A 20959-nucleotide genomic window follows, 5' to 3' on the forward strand; every position below is an offset into this window, starting at 1 on the left:
CCTGACGGGAATATAGGGCGGTTCAAGTGGCGCCGCAAGTGGACTTCCCCGCCTGTCAGACCGCCTGGACGCCCTCCTTCGGCGCCGTGCAATACCAGATGATCAGCGCGACCAAGCCGATGGGAAAGAACATCGACAGGATCTGGAACCATCCGCTGCGGTTGATGTCGTGCAGCCCCCTCGTCGCCGGCGGCTTCCTCAGGCTGATGGACCTGTGAGGCGGACCGGCGGAAGACGGTCCATCGTCAGTTCATCGTCCACTCGTTCACCATGCGCTTGATCACCCAGTGGCCGCGTTTCTTTTCGAGGAAGATCCGGGTGCCCGACCCCACGAAGTCGCCCGCCCCCTCCGGCGTCCAGCGGTCGTTTCCGCCTTCCTTCATGATCGTGGCGCGCGACAGGGTCCTGTTGAACGCAGGGTAGGAAAAGCTGGTGTTGGCCGTGTCGAGATAGGGCTTGTCGCGGCCGGCGAGGCTCTTCGCCATGGCCCGCGCCGTCTTGTTCCTTTCGGCGAAATCGCAAATCTGCTCCGGATGCCGGTTGTCCGGATCGAGGGCCTCGCGGACGCTCAGCAATGGCTTTCGCCGGGGCGGTTCGGGCTCGTCCCACGTCTCGGAAAAGACGCAAGGAAGGTCATAGGTCCAGCCATCACCCGGCGAGACCTCTGCGAGCAGCAGCTTGAAGATCGCCCGAACCTCGGCTTTCTCGCGCGCCTCAGGTGCGCCGGCCGCACAGGCCGGACCGCTGGCTGCGCCGAGCGACGAAGCCAGAAGAAGGACGGCACCGGCCAGGCCTCGCTTCATGACGACCTCCATCGAGACCGGACGTCCGGTTCCGGACCGATCGCCTCCCCGCGACGGCCGCGCGTTGCCTCCCCCCGGAGGAATCGCGCAACGCCTCAGATTAGCGGCTTGTCTTGCCTCCCTGCAACTTGGGATCTGCCCGTCGGCAGCACAGGCGGGGCGTGAGCGCCTCGCCCGGCGTGACGACTAGAACCGTCCGCTGAGGCCGATCTTGGCGCCGGCCGAGGTCTGGCCGTCGCCCTCGACGCCGAGGAGCAGGCCGAGGTCGACGTTCCAGGCTTCTCTGGGGCTGAAGGTGAGGCCGGCCGACAGCGAGCCGAAGGCGCCGGAGCCGTCGAGGCCCGAGAATCCGGCGATGACGCCGAGGCGCGGCGTCAGCACCGCCCCGTCGTCGAGGCGGATGTCGCGGCTGTACTCGGCGCCGAGGCTCACCCGCAGCTGGTCGGTGGTGAAGCCCTTGAGCTCCATCACGTCGCCGTCGGCATTGTCGATCGCGTAGTCGTTCACCGTTTCCGAGAGATAGAGCGCCCGGAGCGTCGGCGTCAGCCGCCCCTCGCCCAGGGCGATCTCGCCCTTCAGCGAGCTGTCCAGCATCCAGCGGCTGGTGTCGAAGCGGCCGTTCCAGAAGCTGGTCTCGATGTCGTTCGACGAGCCGCCGTAGAGCAGGCTGGTATCCCAGTAGAGGCCGTCCGCCACCTCGAAGGAGGCGTAGGGGCCGGCGAGCCAGCCGTTGCCGGTGAGCGTGGCGTCCTGGTCGGTCGGGTCGGTCATCCGGTCGTAATGCAGCGACAGGCCGATCAGCGCCCGCTCGCCGAGGAGATAGTCGGCGCCGGCCGACAGCAGGGCGAAGCTGCCCCATCTGCCGCCGTTCTCTTCGCGCTCGTGCAGCATGACGGTGCCGCTCACCCAGGCGTTGAAGGCCGACGGTGCGGCCGTGACGCCATCGGCAAGGTTCCGCACCGCCTCCATCTCGGCGAGGCTGGTGGCGAACATGGCGGTGACGCCCCCCTCGCCCGGCGTCACCCGGCCCGATATCGGCGTGCGCGCCTCGGCCATGCGCCGCCGCTCCAGGAGACCCGGCACCGCGACGGTGCTGGCGAGGAGGTTCTGCCGCGCCTCGACGAAGCCATGCACCAGGGTATCGACGTTGACGGCCACGTCCTCGGGGTCATAGGCGACGTTGTAGTAGACGACGCCAAGGTTGGAGATGCCGAGCGCGCTGGTCAGGCGGAAGGTGACGCTGACCTGGCCCTTGTAGGTGGGGTTGGGAATGAACTTGAGATACCAGCCGAGCGTGCCCACCGGCCCCGCCGCGGCGAACTCGCCGTTGACGATCGAAACCGTGCCGGCGTTGGGCGGCGATACGTTGACCAACTCGGCGGCGGTGAAGGGGCCGCCCGTCGCCTCGCGCTCGAGATCGACGTTGAGCGGCGCGTCGCCGGCCGGCACGTTGACCACCTTGTCGGTCACCGTCACCACGCGCTCGTTGACCTTGAGCGTGAAGGCGGCTGTGGCGGTGGAGCCGTTGCCGTCGGTCACCTGAAGGGTGAAGCTGTAGTCGCCGGAGGTGGCGGTGTCGCTCAGCGGGCCGTTGAGCGCGCCGGTCGAGACGTTCAGAACCAGGCCCTGCGGCAGCGCGCCGGAGGCAAGGCTGTAGAGCAGCGAGCCGCTGCCGCCGCTCGCCGAGATCGACTGGCTGTAGGCCTCGCCGGCCATCGCCTCGGGCAAGGCACCGCCGGCCGGGATGAAGACGAGGCTGGCCACCGGCGCGTTGATCGTCAGGCTGTAGTTCGCCGAGCCCGTGGCGCCATGGGCATCGGTGGCGGTGACGGTGAAGCTGTAGGCGCCGGCCGTGATCGGCGTGCCGGAGATGGTGCCGGTTGAGGTGTTGAGGCCGAGCCCGGACGGCAGGGAACCGGATGTCACCGTAAAGGCGTAGGGCGCCGTGCCGAGCGAGGCCGACAGCGTCTCGCCATAGGCCGCGCTCTTGGTACCCTCTGGCAACGCGCCGCCCGCCGGGCTCAGCGCCAGCGTCGGCGCCGTGACGGTGATGGACACCGTTTCGGGCGATGACGTGCCGGCGCTGTTGGTGGCGGTGTAGGTGAAGCTGTCGCTGCCGGAGAAGCCCGACGCCGGCGTGTAGGTGATGGTGGTGCCGGAGGCCGAGGCCGTGCCGTGGCTCGCCGCCGTGTCGACGGCCACCGACGTCGCCGCATCGCCGCCGAGGACGAGCGCGACGGGATTGGCCGTGGAGTTGGCGGCCACCGTGGCGCTGGCGGCGCCGGCGACGGGCGCCGTGAGCGCGGCGAGCGGCGTCACCGCGTTGGACGGTGCCGAGGCGGCGCCGGTGCCGACGCTGTTGGTCGCCGTCACCGTGAAGCTGTAGGCGACGCCATTGGTGAGGCCGGAGACGGTGATCGGGCTCGACGAGCCCGTCGCCGTGATGCCGCCGGGGTCGGAGGTCACGGTATAGCCGGTGATCGCTGCGCCGCCGCTGCTCGCCGGCGCCGTGAAGCTGACGGTCACCTCGCCGTCGCCCGCCGTCGCCGTGCCGATAACAGGCGCACCGGGCACCACCGGATTGACGGTGAAGCTCTGCTGCACCGTGGCGGCGGGGATGTAGGAGGCATCGCCCGCCTGATCGGCGGATATGGCGCAGGTGCCGGCGGCGACGAAGGCCAGCGCGCCGCCGCCTGTGATGGTGCAGACGCCGGTGGTGGCAGAGCTGAAGGACACGCTGAGGCCGGAACTCGACGTTGCCGACAGCGTCGGGTTCGTTCCGAAGCTCTGCGCGCCGGGATTGTTGAAGGTGATGGTCTGGCTGGCGAGCGGCGTCACCGCGTTGGAGGGCGCCGAGGCGGCGCCGGTGCCGACGCTGTTGGTCGCCGTCACCGTGAAGCTGTAGGCGACGCCATTGGTGAGGCCGGAGACGGTGATCGGGCTCGACGAGCCCGTCGCCGTGATGCCGCCGGGGTCGGAGGTCACGGTATAGCCGGTGATCGCTGCGCCGCCGCTGCTCGCCGGCGCCGTGAAGCTGACGGTCACCTCGCCGTCGCCCGCCGTCGCCGTGCCGATGACAGGCGCGCCCGGGATGACACCGTTGACATTGAATGATTGCTGCGCGGGCGTGGCGGCCGCATAGGTAGCGTCGCCGGTTTGGCTGGCGGTGATGGTGCATGTGCCGGCCGTGACGAAGGTGAGCACGCCGCCCGAAGTGATCGTGCAGACGCCGGTGGTGCTGGACGCGAAGCTGACGGCGAGGCCGGAATCGGCGGTGGCCGTGAGCGTCGGGCTCGTGCCGAAGCTCTGCGCGCCCGGGTTGGCGAAACTGATGGTCTGGCTGGCCAGCGCATAGGTGTAGGCGCTCGGGAGCGTGCCGGTGCCGACGCCGTTGGTCACCGCCACCGCGACGGCGCCGATCGTCCCCGCCGGCGTCACCACGGTGAGCGACGTATCGGAGACAACGTTGACACTGGTACCCGCGGTGCCGCCGAAGGTGACGCCCGTCGTGCCGGTGAAGCCGGTGCCGGTGAGGGTGACGGTGGTGCCGCCGGTGGTCGGGCCGGTGTTGGGCGCCACGCCGGAGATCGCCGCAAGCCCGGCCGGCGCCGCGCCGACGGTGATGGTGTAGTTGGCGCTCGACCCGGTGTTGGAGCCCTCCGAGGCCCAGATGGAGAAGGTGAAGGTGCCCTGCGCCGACGGCGTGCCCGAGAGCGTTCCCGACGAAGACAGGCTGAGCCCTGTGGGCACCGCCCCCGATCCCACCGAATAGACGACCGACCCCGAGCCGCCGGAGGTGGCGAAGGAGAAGGAATAGGGCTGGCCGAAATAGGCGGTGCTGGTTGGCGCCGAACTGGTGAAGGTCAGGCTGCAGCCGCCGGCCGGCGCGGCGTTGACGAGCAGCGCCTTGTTGGTGGCGGTGAGCGTGCCGCCGACGCTGTCGGTCACCGTCACCGACAGCGGAAAGTTGCCGTTGGATCCGCAGGTGGCGCCGGAGATCTGGCCGGCCGAGTTGACCACCACGCCGGGCGGAAGGCCTGAGTTGACCTGGAAGGTGTAGGGGCCGGTGCCGCCGCTCCCCGTCAGGAACAGCTCGTTGGTGTAGAGAACGCCGCGGTCGATGTGCGTGTTGTTGTCGTTGATGGCAAGTGGCGCCGCCTGGGCGTGGAGGCAGGCGGCAAGGATCGCCGCCATGGCGCCAAGAAAAGACCGATGAACCCGCAAGCCGTCCTCCGGAGCCGCTTCACTGTTGAGCATTGCCTGGCGGGCTGCCTGCTATCCGCCCGCGAACGCGGGGAGGTAGGAAGACCAGCCTTGATAGGAGCCCATCGGTGCGAAGCGGCTAAGCAAGGACGACCATACAAAACCAACATGTCCAAGTCAGGTTTACACAGTGTTAAAGCGACAGAGCGAGTTGATCCTCTGTCACCGCCTGTATTTTTAGATGCTCATAAGAATTAACAGGGCTCGTAAATATGACAGGGATCGTAAAAACAACGGAAGTACTGAATTCGAGAAACCCCGGAAATCCGAAGGCCCGCACAAATGTTCGTTTCATTTTCCCGCCGAGCGCTGCAGCTTCACAGAGTGCGTTCCTGCGAGCATGTTTTTGTTTGAGAATTCAGCCGCCCCACTTGACCGACGGCAGGCGAGAGGCGCCCGGCTTTCGCCAACGGTGGGCGTTCGGCAGTTTGGCATTGCCCCGCGAACCATCCCTCTCGGAATGGAGGCGACACCTCTGGCCGGCAGGCATGTCGGCAGCAGGAACAGCCCCAGGTAGCTTGCCACTGTAAGTATTACGGATGTCCGTTGGCCAAGAGTTCAAATGAAAGGCGGCGCCCAAACGAATAGTTCACCCGAAAGTTGCACAAATCATCAAAAGTGAAAGTGCAGCAGCCAATTAATGGAAGCTCAAGCTATCTGTGTCACGACTATGGATCCGCGTAGAACGTCATAGGTGACAGTGATTTCTACCAAGATGATTTACACCCTGTTTGCCTTGCGCATCATCCGACCGGAGTGCAACGAGGATCGACAGGATGATGCGACACAAACAGGACCTTCGAGCATCATCAGACCGGAGTGCAACGAGGATCGACAAGATGATGCGGCAAAGAAACGAACTTCGAGCGCCGATCTGATCCGCTAGATCGAACGGCGCTCCTGGAGGGCATGCATGGGAGCGACGGGCTCCGGCAAATCACGAGGCGAACGCTTGAAGGAACGGCCCTATCATCATGAGATACGGGCCGAGCAACTGAACATTGCCCTCGCCAACCTGCCCGTCAGCCTGATTTCCTCCATCCTGATCGCCATATCCGGCGCGGTCGTCTTGGACATCGAGGCCGGCCACTGGTGGATTCCCGGCTGGCTTACCGCCGTGATCGGCACATCGATCCTGCGGGGGCTCTGGCTCCTCCGCCAGCGCCGCCGGCCCGCGGCCAGCCGCGACACCGAGCGATGCCTCAGGCAGCTCAGCGCCCTGTCCCTGCTGGCCGGCCTCGCCTGGGCCGCCGTGCCGCTCCTGCAGATCGGCAACATCGAGACCATGTCGGGGGCGCTGACGGCCTTCCTGATGGCGGGCATTTCCGCCGGCGCACTGATCCAGAGCATGACCTTCGGCCGGCCGGGCATCCTGTTCTTCACGCCCATCCTGCTCGCCACAGCCGGCACCTTCTTCGCCGAGGGCAACCTCGCCTGCGGCGTGGTCGGGGCGAACGTGCTGCTGCTGCTCACCATGATGATCCTGCAGGCCCGGCGCGGGTCGGCGCGGTTCTCCGAGGGGGAGGAAGCCCGCCTGAGTTCGCTGGCGCTCGCCAGATCGATCAACGAAACCAACCGCAAGCTCGACTATCTCGCCAACCACGACAGCCTGACCGGCCTCAACAACCGCGCCGCCTTCAACGCCGAACTCGCCGCCCGCCGGGAGAAGGGCTCCAAGCTGGCGCTCGCCGTCGTCGATCTCGACAACTTCAAGCTGGTCAACGACACGCGCGGCCACCTCGTGGGCGACAAGGTGCTGATCGAAGCCGCCACCCGCATCTCCCGCGCCTGCCAGCCCTCGGAGTTCATCGCCCGGCTCGGCGGCGACGAGTTCGCCATCATCATCAGCACCACCGGCTGCGAGCAGCGCGCCGAGGCCCTCTGCGCAGAGGTGGTGGCCGGGATGGGGCGGCCCTTCGTGATCGACGGCGCCACCCTGTCGATCGGCGCCTCGATCGGCCTCGCCTTCTTCCCGCTGGACGCCACCGATCTCACCGAACTGTTCGCCGCGGCCGACATCGCCCTCTACGCCGCCAAGGCCAAGGGCAAGCACCAGGTCTCACGCTTCGACGCCGAGCTGCGCATCAAGCTCGAACGCAGCCAGCGCATCGAGGCGGAGATCGGCGACGCCCTCGCCGAGGGCCGCCTCAACGTGGTCTTCCAGGGCCAGCACGACCTTCTCACCGGCGCCGTCACCGGCCACGAGACGCTGATCCGCTGGAGCCATCCCGAGTTCGGCGCCGTCAGTCCCATGGAAATCCTCGATGCGGTGCGCAGCGCCGACATGGGCGACCGGCTCACCCAGTTCGTCGCCACCGAGGCCTGCCGGCTGCTGCGGGCACTGACCCGCGCCGGCGACAGCAGCTCGACGGTGGCGATCAACATCTCGCCCGGCGAGTTCCTGACCGGCAACCCGGTGGGCATCCTTCTCGACACCATCGACCGCTTCGCCATCCGCCCCGACCGCTTCGAGGTGGAGGTGACCGAGGAGACCATCCACGACCTCACCGGCGTCAACGCCGAGCTCTGCCGGCTGAAGGCCGCCGGGGTGAGGATCGCCATCGACGACTTCGGCGTCGGCCATTCCTCGCTGGTCAAGCTCGCCTCCCTGCCCTTCGGCAAGCTGAAGATCGACCGCTTCCTGATCGCCGGCATCGACGCCCAGGACAAGAACGCCCAGCTCATCGCCACCCTGATCACCCTCGGCAAACAGCTGAACTTCTCGGTGCTGGCCGAAGGCGTCGAAACCGCCGCCGAAGCCGACACGCTGCGCCGCCACGGCTGCACCCAGGTGCAGGGCTTCCTGTTCTCGCGGCCGATGCCGGCGAAGGACGTGGTGGCGCGGGTGCGGGAAGAGGAGCGGAGAGCGAGGGAGCTCCGGCAGGTTTCGTGAGGGGAGCAGCCTCATAAGGCCATCGCCGCGATCCTGCCGAAGCGTCTCCAGATCGGCCGACCGATCTCGATCCCCCCTGGAAGCCGGTTTGGACAAATAGGCAAGAACACCGCAGCTTCCGGCAACTCGCCCGCTCTGAACGCGGCAATACTTCTCCTCACGGTTGGCACCTGCCCCACCAGACGCTTGAGGAGACTGACGATGACCGACCTTTCCCACGCACGCGTCCTGATCCTGTGCACCGACGGCTTCGAGGACGCCGAACTCTACGATCCGCGCCGGTCGCTGATGGAGGCCGGAGCGAACGTGACGCTGGCGTCTCCGAGCGCAGCGCCGATCAGCGGCGTGATCTATGACACGGCCACCGGCAAGTCGAACCCGTCCGAGCACGAGATCGTGCCGGACATGACGCTATCGGAGGTCGATGTCGCCGATTACGACGCGCTGATCCTGCCGGGCGGCGTCGTGAATCCCGACAAGCTGCGCATGAGTAAGGAGGCCGTGACCATCGTCAAGGCGTTCGACGCGGCCGGCAAGCCCGTGGCGTCGATCTGCCACGGCCCCTGGGTCCTGATTGAAGCCGACATCGTCCGCGGCCGCCGCACGACCGGATGGTATTCGCTACGCACCGACCTGAAGAATGCCGGATCTGAAGTCGTTGATGCGGAGGTCGTCGTGGACGGCAACCTCATCACCAGCCGCATGCCGTCCGATATCCCGGCCTTCACGGACGCCATCTTCGAGGCGCTCAGCCGCTGAGACAGCCAAGCGAGCGCCGTCGAGCGTCCAATCAGCCAGGAGATCCGCCATGACCAGCATGTTCCAGCTTCTGATCGACGGCACCAGCCGTGAAGGTTCCGAAGGCAAGACTGTGCCCGTCGTCAATCCCGCGACGGGCGAGACCTTCGGTGACGTCGCCTATGCATCCGCCCGCGACCTCGACGAGGCCCTCAGCGCCGCCACACGCGGCCTCATGAGCTGGCAGGCCGTGCCGCCCTGGGAGCGCGGACGCATCCTCAAGGACGCGGCGCGCCGCCTGCGCGATGACATCGATCGCATCGCCCATGTCATCACCCGCGAACAGGGCAAGCCGCTGGCCGAGGCGCGTGTCGAGATCGAGCGCTCCGCCGACTTTCTCGAGTGGGGGGGCGAAGAGGCGCGCCGCATCGCCGGCCGCATCGTGCCCGGTCGTGCGCCGGGGCAACGCATCGAGATCCAGCCGCACCCGATCGGCGTCGTCGCGGCATTCACGCCGTGGAACTTCTCGATGGCACTCGCGGCCAAGAAGTTCGCCGGCGCGCTCGGGGCGGGATGCTCGATCATCTGCAAGCCCTCGCAGGAAACCCCGGGGTCGGTGATCGAGATGGCCAGGGCGCTGCTGGCCGCCGGCGTGCATCCTGCCGCCATCGCCGTGGTGTTCGGCGAGGCCGACCAGGTATCGACCCAGCTCATCCATGCGCCCGAGGTGGCAAAGATCACCTTCACCGGCTCGATCCCGATCGGCAAGCGCCTGGCGGCCGCGGCCGGCGCGGTGATGAAGCCGGTGACGATGGAGCTGGGGGGACACGCCCCGGTCATCGTCTGCGGCGATGTCGATCCCGAGGCAACGGCCGAACTGCTGGTTGAAGCCAAGTTCATGAACGCCGGCCAGATCTGCCTCTGCCCGTCGCGCTTCTTCGTTGAGGCGAGCATCGCCGAACGGTTCACGGCTCGGTTCGTCGAGCTGGCGGCGGCCCTCCGCGTCGGTGACGGCGCCGATCCCGAGACGCAGATGGGACCGCTCGCCAATGAGCGGCGGGTCGCTGCGATCGCAGGCTTGGTCGAGGATGCCCGGACGCGCGGCGCAACGATCCTGACCGGCGGTCGTCGCATCGGCGAGCGCGGCAACTTCTATGCACCGACCGTGCTGACGGACGTGCCACCCGACGCCGCGATCCTGCACGAGGAGCCGTTCGGACCGGTCGCCCCGATCCTGCCGTTCACCGATGAAGCCGCGATGCTGGCGCAAGCCAATGGCCTGGAGTTCGGACTGTCGTCCTACGTCTTCACGCGCGACGAAGCTCGGCTGCGCCGGTTGGTCGACGCGCTTCGATATGGCGTGGTCGGCGTCAACGGCGGCCTGACCCACCAGCCCGAAGCGCCGCTGGGCGGCTGGAAGGAAAGCGGCATCGATACCGAAGGCGGCATCGAGATCCTCGACCCCTATCAGATCACCAAGCACGTCAATTTGCAGTGACGTGGCGGCCGGCGCAGGGAAGAATCCGCGCCGAAACGGGGAACATCATGCTCGGTCTCGACAATTCCACCATACCGCTGTCCTTCGTCGCCGGCCCGGCCGTCCTCGCCAATGTCTGTGCGATCCTGCAGAACGGCGTCAACATCCGCCACAACCATTCGGTCGATCAGTGGCGCCGGTTCCAGGTGTGGCTTGCCAGCGATGACGGCGAGTTCGGCCGCTTCTACGCCGATCCGGCGACGGCGGTCCGACTGTCGGCGCGGCGCGTCCATCTGCAGCTGTGCACCCTCGAACTGCTGTTGCTGGGGACCTGGGTGTTCGGCCTCACCTGTTTCCTGGCCTTGGCATGGGCGCTGGCCGCGAATGCGCATCTGACGCTCGCCGGCTCCCTCTCGATGCTGGTCCTCGGCTCCGGGGCTGTCGGCCTCGCCCTGATGGGCGCCGCTGCGTTCACCGCCGCCAGCGAGAACCGTTGCGCGCAACGCCTCATGCTGCTGCGTCCCGGTTATCACCCGACCCGAGCCGGAGAGAAATCGTGAACAGCCTGTCCCTGATCGATTCCCCATTCTTCGGCTCAAGCCTGACCGACGGGCGGATGCGCGAGATCTTCTGCGCGCAGGCCTTCCGGCAGCGCTGCGTCGAAACCGAGGTCGCGCTCGCCGGAGCAGAGGCCGATCTCGGCATCATCCCGACGGATGCGGCGCGCCAGATCGCGCAGGCGGCCGAAACCTATTCCTTCGACGAGGAGCGTCTCGCCCGCGAGACCGAGATCGTCGGCTATCCCATTCTGCCGATCGTCGAACAACTCGCGGATGCGGCTGGCGAAGCCGGGCGCTATCTGCACTGGGGCGCGACCACGCAGGACATCATGGACACCGCGACGGTGTTGCAGGTGCGGGCCGGACTGGACCTGATCGAGCGGCAGCTCGGCGACGCGATGGATGCGCTGCGCATGTTGGCGGAAACCCACCGCGACACGCCGATGGCCGGTCGCACCCATCTTCAGCACGCGCTGCCGATCACCTTCGGCTACAAGGCTGCGGTCTGGCTGAGCGCGCTCGCCCGTCACGCCCAGCGACTGCGCGAGCTGCGCCCGCGAGTGCTGGTCGTTGAGTTCTCCGGCGCGTCGGGCACGCTCGCCTCGCTCGGCCACCAGGGGTTGGGGGTGCAGGCCGGGCTCGCGAGAGCCCTCGGTCTTGGCGTGCCGACGATCACCTGGCATTCGACGCGAGACGCCATGACCGAGGCCGTCCAGCTCCTGGCGCTCATTTCCGGCAGCCTGGCCAAACTCGCCTTCGACATTTCGATCATGATGACGACCGAACTGGGCGAGGTGTCGGAGCCCTATGTCCGGCATCGCGGCGCGTCGAGCACGATGCCCCAGAAGCGCAATCCCGTTTCGTGCGAACTCATCATCGCGGCCGCCAGGATGGTGCGGCAGCATGCCGGGCTGATGCTCGACGCCATGGTGCATGATTTCGAGCGCGCGACCGGTCCATGGCACCTGGAATGGGCGGCGGTTCCCGAAGCCTTCGGATTGACATCGGGCGCTCTGCGGCAGGCGACGTTCATGCTGGGCGGCCTCGAGGTTCATGCCGGGCGCATGCGCGCCAATCTCGACGTGTCGAGAGGCCTGATCGTCGCCGAGGCGGTGATGATGGCGCTGGCGCCGATCACCGGCCGCCAGACGGCGCATGACCTGGTCTATGCCGGGTGCCGCCGGGCGGTGGAACGCGACACGTCGTTGTTCGAGGCGCTGTCCGAGATGCCCGAGGTTGCGGCGCCGCTTGGATTGGAGCGACTGGGCGAACTGACCGATCCCGCCAACTATCTCGGGTCGGCTGCCCGGATGGTCGATCGTGTTCTAGCCGGCGACGTCGACACGCACCCTGAAAGTCAAGCTGCGTCGTCACCCGGACCTTGAGCCGCGCCACTGGGGCATCGCGGCCCAGGGCCGCGTTCAGTCAGCGGCGGCAGCCAGCCGGGCTTGCCGCTGACGGCGGCGGCAGCGTTCATTTCTGCGCTGAGATGGCGTAGCGGTGCTGGGTGGCGCGTTCGAGGCCCTTGAGGAAGGAGAAGTTCTTCCGCTGGGTGCGGTGGATGGCGCGCATGTCGGTGTCGAGCGTCACCCTGGAAAAGCCCGCCTCCTTCAGCAGCGCCACGACCGCGTCGGCGCGCGCGCCTTCCGAGAAATAGACGCGCGACAGGATCGACTGGTGGGTGGCGGCCATCTCGCCGGTGACGGGGCCATTCACCGGTCCCGACGAACCGAGGCCGAGGCGGACCAGCCACGCCGACAGCGCGCGGGCGGCCTTGGCAATCGGGCCGGCATTGACGAAATCGCCATCGACCACCAGCAGCTTTCCACCCGGCTTCAGCAGGCGGTGCCACTCGCGGAAGGCGGCGAGCGGATCGACCAGGGTCCACACCAGATGGCGGTTGGTGATCACGTCGTAGCTTGCGTCCGGCTCCAGCGTGTTCTCGGCGTCGCCGAGATAGAAGCGGATCCGCCGGCCGCGCTTTGCCGCCTTGGCGCGCGCTCGTTCCAGCATCGGCTCGGCCCAGTCCATGCCCGTCACCTCGAAACCGAGATCGTCGAGCAGGTGCGAGACCACCGCCGTGCCGCAGGCGAGATCGAGCGCGGCGCGACCCGCTCCGTCGCCGAGATGGCGCCTCAGAAGCGCATGCCAGGCGGCGCGCTCCTCCTCGGAAAAAATCTCATGGCCCGGCTGGCTGTCGAAGGTCTCGGCCCTCTTCGACCAATAGGCCTGGATCTCGTCCCGGAGGTTCATGTTGGCGCGCGCCGCGTGCGTGGTCATGGCGAAAGTCCGTCGATGGGAATGAGGCTGGAAGCCTTCTAAAAGATAATTCTTGACTGTTAAAGTCATAAAATCATAATCCCCACGAAATCCGATACGGGGAGAAAAACGTGTTTCATTTCAAAATGGTGGCTCGCGCCGCCGCGATTTCGCTCGCCCTGATGCCAGGCCTTGCCATGGCCGACAAGGTCAAGATCACCGACATTGCCGGCCGCGAGGTCGAGGTGAATGTGCCGGTGAACCGCGTGATCCTCGGCGAGGGACGGCAGATCTATTTCACCGCCGCGCTCGACACCGACGCGCCGTTCAAGCGCGTTGTCGGCTGGCGCGACGACTTCAAGAAGGCCGACCTCGACGGCTACAACATCTACCTCCAGAAGTTCCCCGACATGGAGAAGATCCCGACCTTCGGCGGCATGAAGGACGGCACCTTCGACATCGAGCAGGCCGTGGCGCTGAAGCCCGACGTGATCATCATGAACACCGAGGCGAAATCGGCGACGGAAGAATCCGGCTATATCGAGAAGCTCGCCAGGGTCGGCATACCCCTCGTCTACATCGACTTCCGCGAGAAGCCGATGCAGAACACCGACGCCTCGATGCGCATCATCGGCACGCTGTTCGGCAAGGAGGACAGGGCCGAGGAGTTCGTGAAGTTCCGTCAGGCCGAGATCGCCAAGGTCACCGACACACTGGCCAAGGCCGGCGACATCAGGAAGCCCGTGGTCTTCATGGAGCGGGCGGGCGGCTATTCGGACGATTGCTGCATGTCCTTCGGCAACGAGAACTTCGGCGCCATGGTCGAGCTTGCGGGCGGCGTCAATCTCGCCAAGGACATCATTCCCGGCACCTTCGGCACCGTGAACCCCGAGCAGATCATCGCCTCCAACCCGGATCAGATCATCGTCACCGGCTCCAACTGGGAACTCTACGTCCCCGGCGGCAAGTGGGTGGGCGTCGGCCCCGGCGCCAATCAGGAGGAAGCCAGGACGAAGCTCGCCGCGCTCATGCAGCGCCCCGGCTTCACCGGCGTCAAGGGCGTGACCGAGGGCAACGTCCACGCCATCTGGCACCAGTTCTACAACAGCCCCTATCAGTTCGTGGCCGTGCAGCAGATCGCCAAGTGGCTGCATCCGGACCTCTTCAAGGATCTCGATCCGGACGCGACCTTCCGGGAACTGCACGAGCGCTTCCTGCCGGTCACCTACCACCCCGGCTACTTCGCCTCGCTGAACAGCGGATCGTGATGAAGGTTGCCGGTGGCTCACGCCACCGGCGCCCGCATGTTTCGAGACCTTAGAATGACGACATCCTCTCTCGTGACGGCGGCCGCCGTCCTCATCCCGCTCGACCGCTACCCTATGCACACATCTCCGATGGTCTCTCTTTTGGGCTGCGGTGGAGAGAGCGCCCAAGTAGGAAAGGGGCATCTGATATCACCCGCTCGCCCTATGCGGCCTGAGGTTCCCGCCTGCGCGGAGGTGACAGAATTATATAATAAAAACATATATATAAGTTGTCATCCTTGCGTAGGCGAGGACCTCAGGCAGGACAGAGCGCAACGCCGATATAGAGCGCCCATAGATGCAGCGCGTGACAATGGAGACGTGGGAAAGGCGGACGCTATATTAATCCCTCCTCGCCCTGTGGTTTTCCCCGAACCTAGGATCGGCGCTCGGAAATGTGTGCATGCCTTGGCGCGCGACGGAGGAACGACCTGATGGCCGCCGTTGCCGCAGGCGATGCCGTGGAGGCGGCGCCGGAAACCCGGCGCGTCTATCGCGCGCTCGCCGCCCGCCGGATCGCCATACTCACGGTGCTCCTGATCTGCCTGGTGATCTCGGTCGCCGCCGACATGGCGCTCGGCCCGGCGCGCTATTCGCTGTCTCAGGTGATCTCGGCCGTGCTGTCGCCGGCCGCCGTCGACGTGCAGCTTCGCGTCGTCATCTGGGACATCCGCATGCCCGTGGCGCTGATGGCCGTCACCGTCGGCGCCTGCCTGTCGCTGGCCGGCGCCGAGATGCAGACCATCCTCGCCAATCCCTTGGCCAGCCCCTTCACGCTGGGCATTTCCGCCGCCGCCGGCTTTGGCGCGGCCCTCGGCCTCGTCGCCGGCGTCGCGGTGTTCCCGGCCGCCGTCGAATACATGATCCCGATCAACGCCTTCCTGATGGCGATCGCCGCGTCGCTGTTCATCTACGGCGTGTCCACGCTGCGCGGCGTGACGGTCGAGACCATCGTGCTCCTGGGCATCGCGCTGGTCTTCACCTTCAACGCACTCTTGTCGCTGCTCGAGTATCTCGCCTCCGAGCAGGCGCTCGCCGCCGTGGTGTTCTGGACCATGGGCTCGCTCACCAAGGCCACCTGGACGAAGGTCGCCGTCACCGGCGCCATCCTCGTCATCGTCGTGCCGCTGTTCGCGCGCAAGTCCTGGGCCCTGACGGCGCTGAGGCTCGGCGACGACAAGGCCGCCTCCTTCGGCGTCAATGTGCGGGCGCTGAGGCTGGAGACCATGCTGCTCGTCTCCCTCCTGGCGGCCATCCCCGTCGCCTTCGTCGGCACCATCGGTTTCATCGGCCTCGTCGGGCCGCATATCGCCCGCATGGTGGTGGGCGAGGACCAGCGCTTCTTCCTGCCGGGCTCGATGATCTGCGGCGCGCTGTTGCTTTCCGTCACCTCCGTCGTCTCGAAGATGCTGATCCCCGGCGCGATCCTGCCGATCGGCGTCATCACGGCGCTGGTGGGCGTGCCCTTCTTCTTCTCGCTGATCTTCACCAACAGGAGGCGCGCGTGGTAGCCCTGACGCTCGACGGGATCGGCGCGCGCTATGGCCGCGCCACCGTCTTCTCCGACATCACCACCGGCCCGATCGAGGGCGGCGCGCTGACCGCGGTGATCGGCCCCAACGCCGCCGGCAAATCGACGCTGTTCAAGCGCATCGCCGGCCTCCTGAAGGGCGAGGGCGTGGTGCATGTCGACGGCGCCGACGCCGCGGCCCGGCCGATCTGCTACATGCCGCAGGACACCGGCGCCAACGCGGTGCTGACGGTCTACGAATCCGTGCTGCTCGCCGCCAAGCAGGGGGCGAGCTGGCGCGTGGCCGAGGACGAGCTGCGCGAGATCGACGAGATCCTCGCCTCGCTGTCGATTTCCGATCTGGCCTTCCGCGATCTCGGCGCGCTCTCCGGCGGCCAGCGCCAGCTCGTCGCCATCGCCCAGGCGCTGGTCAGGAAGCCGAAAATCCTGCTTATGGACGAGCCCACCTCGGCGCTCGACCTTTACCGCCAGATCGAGGTGCTCGACTACATGCGGCGTCTCGCCAAAAAGAGCGGCATCGCCGTGCTGATCGCGCTGCACGACCTCAACCACGCCATGCGCTACTGCGACCACGCCATGGTCGTCGCCTCCGGCCGCCTTATCGCCAACGGCCCCACCCTCGACGTCATCACGCCGGCCATGTTGGGCGAAGTCTACAAGGTGGACGCCCGCATCGAGACCTGCACGCTAGGGCGGCCGCTGGTGATCGTGGATGGGGCGAGGTAGGGACCGGTTTTCCGCAGTCCGTTCGCCCTGATGGCATCGACTGTCTTCCGCCGTGATAAAGCGTCCCAGGTGGCTCGGCCGGTTGCTTCAGCAGCTTTTCCGGCAGGGAGTGTCCGTAAAGGGCGCGAATCCGGCCGCCGGCTATCTCGTGCCTCTTTTTCTCCGATTGCGCGATCATCTCCGAGAGATCGGCTTCGCCAAGATCCGCCATCCCTCCCCGAGGGGGGCGCAGCGCCGAAAGCAGACCTCTCGTCGCCACCCAACCTTCGTCGTCCAGCTCCAACTCGTACAGCCAGGGCTCATGCCTCAACGCATGCGGTACAACCTTGCTGAGTTCATTCAAATTCCCAGGCGAAGGGTCGGTGTCGCGCCTGCGGGCGCGGCCCGCGCTGGATTGTTGGACGCGCGATGGATTGGTAAGCTCGCGCGTCGGGACCTCTGCTTTGGGATCAGTGCTGGAATGAGCACCAACCGAGACACCGTACAGTCCTACGATACGAGGGCGGCGGAATACGCTGCCGAGGCGGCCGCAATGCCCGAATGGGTCGCGGCCGAGATCGATGCCTTCGTGACCGAACTTGGCGGTTCCGGCAGGGTGCTGGAGATCGGAAGCGGCGGCGGGCGCGACGCGCTAGCGCTGGAAACGCGCGGGATCAGCGTCAGGCGCACCGACGTCTCGAAAGGCTTCGTGGAACTGCTTCGAGAGAGCGGCTTCAAGGCCGATCTGTTGGACCCCCTGACCGACGACCTCGCCGACCCGCTCCATCCCGACAGGCCTTACGACGGCGTTTGGGCCTGCGCCTGCCTCATTCATGTCGAGCGGCGGGATTTCCGCACGGTGCTTCGACGGCTTGCCGAGGCGACCCGTCCCGGCGGCCGGCTGCACGCCTCGGTCAGGGACGGTGACGGCGACAGCGCGTTCACGCTCGGCAGTGCCGCGGCGCCCCGGCACTATGTCGAGACATACTGGCGCGAGAGCGCCCTGCGCTCCGCCCTCGCCGACGCCAGTTGGAACGTCGGCGAGATACGCCGGTGCATGGGAAGGCCCGACGATTGGTGGCTGAGCGTCCGGGCGAGCCGGGCATAGCGGTCTCTGGGTTGCCGCGTCACCGCCATGAGACGGCGCATCGCCCGTGGAGGTTTGCGAGATGACCAGACAGGTTCTGTTCGTTCAGGGCGGCGGCGCGGGCGTGCATGACGGGTGGGACGACAAGCTGGTCCGAAGCCTCGAACGCGAACTCGGAGAAGAGTACACGGTCATCTATCCCCGCATGCCGGATGAAGCCAGCCCGAGCTACCCGGCCTGGAAAACCGCGCTTCTTGACGAACTGAGCCGCCTCGACGAAGGCGCCATCGTCATCGGCCATTCCATTGGCGGCGCGGTCCTGATCCACGTCCTCGCCGAGCAGTATCCGAGGCAGAAGCCGGGAGCCATCCTCCTTCTTGCCGCGCCCTTCCTTGGCGAAGGCGGCTGGCAGAGCGACGAAATCGCGCCGCTCACCCATTCCGCAACCGGCTTTCCCGCCGATATTCCAGTGTTGCTCTACCACGGCTCCGCCGACGACGAAGTGCCCGCCGAGCACTTGCAACTCTACGCAAAGGCCCTCCCTTCCGCGACCACCCGTGTTCTCGCGCAGCGCGACCATCAGCTGAACAACGACTTGAGCGATATCGCAACGGACATTCGTCGCGACCTTCAACCGCGCTGACTTTCAGGGTGCCGAGCTGTGGCGGAGTCGGATATTGGCCGGGAGTTTTCCATCCCCTTCCCCGGACGCTGTGACGAAAGCGGCCGCCCCGTGGTTCGACGAAGTCCGAGATTGGTCCCAGAGCGGGGGGGCGACCAACGCATAGCCGTCTCCGAAGCGGACTCACAGACACGATACAGCAGCCAATCGCTGCCTGCCACTTTATGGTCATACGTGTACGGCGCACCTTGAAGTTGAGCCTTGAAACAATAGAATGGGGCGCTGGTAGACACTATCGTCATTGCTGGGCTCTGGGCTTTTTGTAGCTTGCGGCAAAGGCGGAAAGAAAAGACTGCATCAACTCAATGAACGACTTTGCGGGAAAGCGTTTTGATAGCCGCATTCTCGATCGAGAGGATAGCGGCGGTGCGTTTGAGCGCTTTGTGGACGAGTTCCTTCGCTTGGAGTCGCCTGGAGAAGATCTCGTCCGGGGGCTGGCGCGCGGTCCCGATGGAGCAATCGATATTGCTGACGCCGAACAAAAAATTCAGCGGATCGTAGAATGTAAATTTATAGGAGCCGATACAAATTCAACCGCCGTAGAACGTTGGACTGAAGTTAAGCGTCATCTTGAAGAAAACCTTCCGCTTTTGGCTCGCGGAGATGAGATTCGGCGAAAAAAGTACCGGCCTTGGTTACGATCTGAAGGCGAATTGAGGACTTACACCTTCGTTACTTCATCAATCTGCCCTAGCGCAGATGATCGGAACCAGTTACGGAAATCTATTTCAGAGTTCTTTGAACAGCTGTCCAAGGAGCACGACGAGCTAAGCCATCTAGCGCATGTCGCGGTTGATTTGCGTTATTGGGATGATTTTGTTGGAGAAAGCGCTCGTTTCGCGCCACTTTTCTACCGCTGGTTTGGTGGGTTTCCGCAAGGTTATAGCGAGATTGCGCTTAGCTTCGGCTCAGGGGGAGGGTTCAAACAGTTTCTGGCAAATAGAAACCTGCCATATTTCTCGCTTGACTCGTATATGTCAGAGACTAAGCGGAACCCTGTCTCACAGTTCGATGCCATTCTCCAGTTCCTAACTCAAGGCAATGATACCAGGGCCCTTGTGATTTTCGGGCCGGGCGGGGTTGGCAAGACCCGCCTTTCGATTGAAGTATGTGAGAAAGCGCGGGAAGCCGGTTGGTGGCCAATCCGCCTTGATCGCAAGGCACGCGTGTCTGACCTAGACTCGATTTGCCAAAGCCATGCCGACTCGGCAAGACTACTACTCTTTATCGACTATGCTGAGGCATTCGAAGAACTAGATCAATTATCCGAGGCCGTAGCCAGGCTTGCGTCTGATGGCAGACACCGCCTCGCCATTCTTGCTTCGACGCGTTCTAGCTCTCTTCAAAAGGTCACGGACCGGCTAACCGACCTCCAACCCGAAGCGACAGACCTTTCTCAACACACAACCCAAGATGGATATGCAGACTGGGTTGTACGAAAGATCACTGGTCATTTCAGAATTCCTCAATCGGACGAAATTGCAAGAACTTGCAAGGGCCTGCCGGTGATGGCGGCATTTGCGGGATTTCTTTATCAAAAGGATCGTGCACAGTTCGACTTGCAGTTCAGAAATTTAGCCGCAATCAAGGACTTCTCAGGCTGGGCTTCTGTCCGCCTCAGAGCTCTCGAAGACCGTTTTCCATCGCAGCCTGTCCAAAACCTGCTTGCAGATCTTGTGGTGCGCCTACCGATGCCAAAGACTGAAGTAGATGCATTTCGGGCCAACTCCGGTTTGCGACGTGATGTCTTCGACGTTTTGAAAGCTGACCGCTGGATCGAGGCCGAGGGCGAGGCTTATTCGGCTGCGCACGACGTACTGGCGGACGCAATACTCGCGCGCCATTTGTCCGCGATGCCGGGGGGAGAGCAGGATAGGGTTCAGGATCTCGGGTTGGCGGCGCTGAAAGAAGACCGTCTCGACCGTTTCATTGCTGCCTTGGATCGACTGGGCGATCATCCCTTATTCCAGAAGCTATCGGGCAAGGCACTAATTGAGGCCTTGATCGCCTGCGATGACAAAAAGACACTCGCGGCCCTTCCTCCGCTCATTAAGAGCCGGCTCCTGCATCCCTCAGAGTTGATCACTCTGCTTGCATCCTCCGACGTGCTGAGAACTCGCTTGGCGGATGCGCCGGAGACCCATTTGACCATTGCGCGAGCTGGCGAATGGGCGGCCACGAAAGGCCGAACGGTGGTCGACCGGGTGACGGCTGAGCGGGCGTTGAACGTGCCGCTTGGTGTTGCGGTTGCTTTCCGACACCCTAGCAACATGGTCCTGCGCTGCGCTCATGCGTTTGATCCCACGCGTTTTCACGACGATGTCATTAAGCGACTTCTCGCAGCACCGGTGGCTCTCGACAGTCATTATCTCATCGTGTCGCTGTTGAAATGGGGAACGCAGCCGGACGAGGTGTTGGCACATCTGAGGCCTTGGCTTGCCGGGAATGAAACGACACTTAAGGCGAGTTTCGTCTACCAAGCCTGGCTGAACGCCAAGGGCGGGATCGACGAGGTCCGCGAAAGGCTGCTCCTCTGGGTGGCGGAGCATGGCACAACACCTGAGGCACAGTTCGTCTACAAAGCCTGGCTGGACGCCAAGGGCGGGATCGACGAGGTTCGCGAAAGGCTGCTGCTCTGGGTGGCGGAGCATGGC

Annotated in this window: 16 protein-coding genes; 11 read left to right on the forward strand and 5 right to left on the reverse strand. The window is 65.2% G+C overall.

Annotated features, from left to right (window positions below; translation table 11 throughout):
• Nucleotides 1-55: 55 nt before the first annotated feature.
• The 3 genes from CXZ10_RS22025 to CXZ10_RS19810 all read right to left on the reverse strand — a co-directional run bounded on the left by CXZ10_RS22025 (nt 56) and on the right by CXZ10_RS19810 (nt 5027).
• Nucleotides 56-133: a hypothetical protein gene (locus CXZ10_RS22025; RefSeq protein ID WP_425298951.1), complete on the reverse strand. Its 78-nt coding sequence runs from the start codon at nt 131-133 to the stop codon at nt 56-58.
• 112 nt (nt 134-245) lie between these two features.
• Nucleotides 246-803, reverse strand: coding sequence for a hypothetical protein (locus CXZ10_RS19805; RefSeq protein WP_143741573.1), 558 nt, complete (start codon nt 801-803; stop codon nt 246-248).
• Nucleotides 804-989: 186 nt separating this feature from the next.
• Entirely contained in the window at nt 990-5027 is a 4038-nt protein-coding gene (locus tag CXZ10_RS19810) for a putative Ig domain-containing protein (protein ID WP_180336097.1), read from the reverse strand.
• Between the two features lie 952 nt (nt 5028-5979).
• On the opposite strand from CXZ10_RS19810, the gene CXZ10_RS19815 reads away from it, so the two are divergent.
• The 5 genes from CXZ10_RS19815 (at nt 5980) to CXZ10_RS19830 (ending at nt 12119) form a co-directional block, all read left to right on the forward strand.
• Nucleotides 5980-7959 (forward strand): putative bifunctional diguanylate cyclase/phosphodiesterase, encoded by a 1980-nt coding sequence (locus CXZ10_RS19815; RefSeq protein ID WP_101291107.1) that lies wholly within the window; start codon nt 5980-5982, stop codon nt 7957-7959.
• A 201-nt stretch (nt 7960-8160) separates the two neighbouring features.
• On the forward strand, nt 8161-8718 hold the full coding sequence (locus CXZ10_RS19820; RefSeq protein ID WP_101291108.1) for a type 1 glutamine amidotransferase domain-containing protein: 558 nt from the start codon (nt 8161-8163) through the stop codon (nt 8716-8718).
• 49 nt (nt 8719-8767) lie between these two features.
• The gene (locus CXZ10_RS19825) at nt 8768-10195 is read left to right on the forward strand and encodes an NAD-dependent succinate-semialdehyde dehydrogenase (protein WP_101291109.1); all 1428 of its coding nucleotides are present in this window, start codon (nt 8768-8770) and stop codon (nt 10193-10195) included.
• A 47-nt stretch (nt 10196-10242) separates the two neighbouring features.
• Entirely contained in the window at nt 10243-10734 is a 492-nt protein-coding gene (locus CXZ10_RS21885) for a hypothetical protein (protein WP_244617234.1), read from the forward strand.
• A 56-nt stretch (nt 10735-10790) separates the two neighbouring features.
• The gene (locus CXZ10_RS19830) at nt 10791-12119 is read left to right on the forward strand and encodes a class-II fumarase/aspartase family protein (protein WP_244617244.1); all 1329 of its coding nucleotides are present in this window, start codon (nt 10791-10793) and stop codon (nt 12117-12119) included.
• A gap of 88 nt (nt 12120-12207) precedes the next feature.
• Here CXZ10_RS19830 and CXZ10_RS19835 read toward each other — a convergent pair whose 3' ends face one another.
• Nucleotides 12208-13014 carry a class I SAM-dependent methyltransferase gene (locus tag CXZ10_RS19835; RefSeq protein ID WP_101291111.1) on the reverse strand — a complete coding sequence of 269 codons (807 nt, stop codon included), beginning with the start codon at nt 13012-13014 and terminating at the stop codon, nt 12208-12210.
• A gap of 125 nt (nt 13015-13139) precedes the next feature.
• On the opposite strand from CXZ10_RS19835, the gene CXZ10_RS19840 reads away from it, so the two are divergent.
• From CXZ10_RS19840 to CXZ10_RS19850, 3 genes are all read left to right on the forward strand, one after another.
• Complete coding sequence (locus CXZ10_RS19840; protein WP_101291117.1) at nt 13140-14261, forward strand: ABC transporter substrate-binding protein; 1122 nt, start codon at nt 13140-13142, stop codon at nt 14259-14261.
• A gap of 473 nt (nt 14262-14734) precedes the next feature.
• Complete coding sequence (locus CXZ10_RS19845) at nt 14735-15811, forward strand: FecCD family ABC transporter permease (protein ID WP_180336098.1); 1077 nt, start codon at nt 14735-14737, stop codon at nt 15809-15811.
• Nucleotides 15805-16557: an ABC transporter ATP-binding protein gene (locus CXZ10_RS19850; RefSeq protein WP_101291112.1), complete on the forward strand. Its 753-nt coding sequence runs from the start codon at nt 15805-15807 to the stop codon at nt 16555-16557. The genes CXZ10_RS19845 and CXZ10_RS19850 overlap by 7 nt, the downstream gene beginning before the upstream one ends.
• Here CXZ10_RS19850 and CXZ10_RS22030 read toward each other — a convergent pair.
• Nucleotides 16460-16900, reverse strand: coding sequence for an RNA 2'-phosphotransferase (locus CXZ10_RS22030; RefSeq protein ID WP_101291113.1), 441 nt, complete (start codon nt 16898-16900; stop codon nt 16460-16462). The genes CXZ10_RS19850 and CXZ10_RS22030 overlap by 98 nt on opposite strands.
• Nucleotides 16901-17017: 117 nt before the next feature.
• On the opposite strand from CXZ10_RS22030, the gene CXZ10_RS19860 reads away from it, so the two are divergent.
• The 3 genes from CXZ10_RS19860 to CXZ10_RS21420 form a co-directional block, all read left to right on the forward strand.
• A complete protein-coding gene (locus tag CXZ10_RS19860) occupies nt 17018-17644 on the forward strand; it encodes a class I SAM-dependent methyltransferase (protein WP_101291114.1) in 627 nt (208 codons plus the stop codon).
• Between the two features lie 61 nt (nt 17645-17705).
• Complete coding sequence (locus CXZ10_RS19865; RefSeq protein WP_101291115.1) at nt 17706-18266, forward strand: alpha/beta fold hydrolase; 561 nt, start codon at nt 17706-17708, stop codon at nt 18264-18266.
• Nucleotides 18267-18610: 344 nt separating this feature from the next.
• On the forward strand, nt 18611-20959 hold a 2349-nt coding region (locus CXZ10_RS21420), incomplete at its 3' end, for a hypothetical protein (RefSeq protein ID WP_210199972.1).

It is taken from the genome of Pleomorphomonas diazotrophica, assembly GCF_002844595.1.
Taxonomy (GTDB): Bacteria; Pseudomonadota; Alphaproteobacteria; order Rhizobiales; family Pleomorphomonadaceae; genus Pleomorphomonas; species Pleomorphomonas diazotrophica.

What these genes read in the sequence shown, in the direction of transcription:
- CXZ10_RS22025 (WP_425298951.1), bottom strand. Translation starts at nt 133, where the DNA reads ATGTTCTTTCCCATCGGCTTGGTCGCGCTGATCATCTGGTATTGCACG.
- CXZ10_RS19805 (WP_143741573.1), bottom strand. Translation starts at nt 803, where the DNA reads ATGAAGCGAGGCCTGGCCGGTGCCGTCCTTCTTCTGGCTTCGTCGCTC.
- CXZ10_RS19815 (WP_101291107.1), top strand. Translation starts at nt 5,980, where the DNA reads ATGGGAGCGACGGGCTCCGGCAAATCACGAGGCGAACGCTTGAAGGAA.
- CXZ10_RS19820 (WP_101291108.1), top strand. Translation starts at nt 8,161, where the DNA reads ATGACCGACCTTTCCCACGCACGCGTCCTGATCCTGTGCACCGACGGC.
- CXZ10_RS19825 (WP_101291109.1), top strand. Translation starts at nt 8,768, where the DNA reads ATGACCAGCATGTTCCAGCTTCTGATCGACGGCACCAGCCGTGAAGGT.
- CXZ10_RS21885 (WP_244617234.1), top strand. Translation starts at nt 10,243, where the DNA reads ATGCTCGGTCTCGACAATTCCACCATACCGCTGTCCTTCGTCGCCGGC.
- CXZ10_RS19830 (WP_244617244.1), top strand. Translation starts at nt 10,791, where the DNA reads ATGCGCGAGATCTTCTGCGCGCAGGCCTTCCGGCAGCGCTGCGTCGAA.
- CXZ10_RS19835 (WP_101291111.1), bottom strand. Translation starts at nt 13,014, where the DNA reads ATGACCACGCACGCGGCGCGCGCCAACATGAACCTCCGGGACGAGATC.
- CXZ10_RS19840 (WP_101291117.1), top strand. Translation starts at nt 13,140, where the DNA reads ATGGTGGCTCGCGCCGCCGCGATTTCGCTCGCCCTGATGCCAGGCCTT.
- CXZ10_RS19845 (WP_180336098.1), top strand. Translation starts at nt 14,735, where the DNA reads ATGGCCGCCGTTGCCGCAGGCGATGCCGTGGAGGCGGCGCCGGAAACC.
- CXZ10_RS19860 (WP_101291114.1), top strand. Translation starts at nt 17,018, where the DNA reads ATGAGCACCAACCGAGACACCGTACAGTCCTACGATACGAGGGCGGCG.
- CXZ10_RS19865 (WP_101291115.1), top strand. Translation starts at nt 17,706, where the DNA reads ATGACCAGACAGGTTCTGTTCGTTCAGGGCGGCGGCGCGGGCGTGCAT.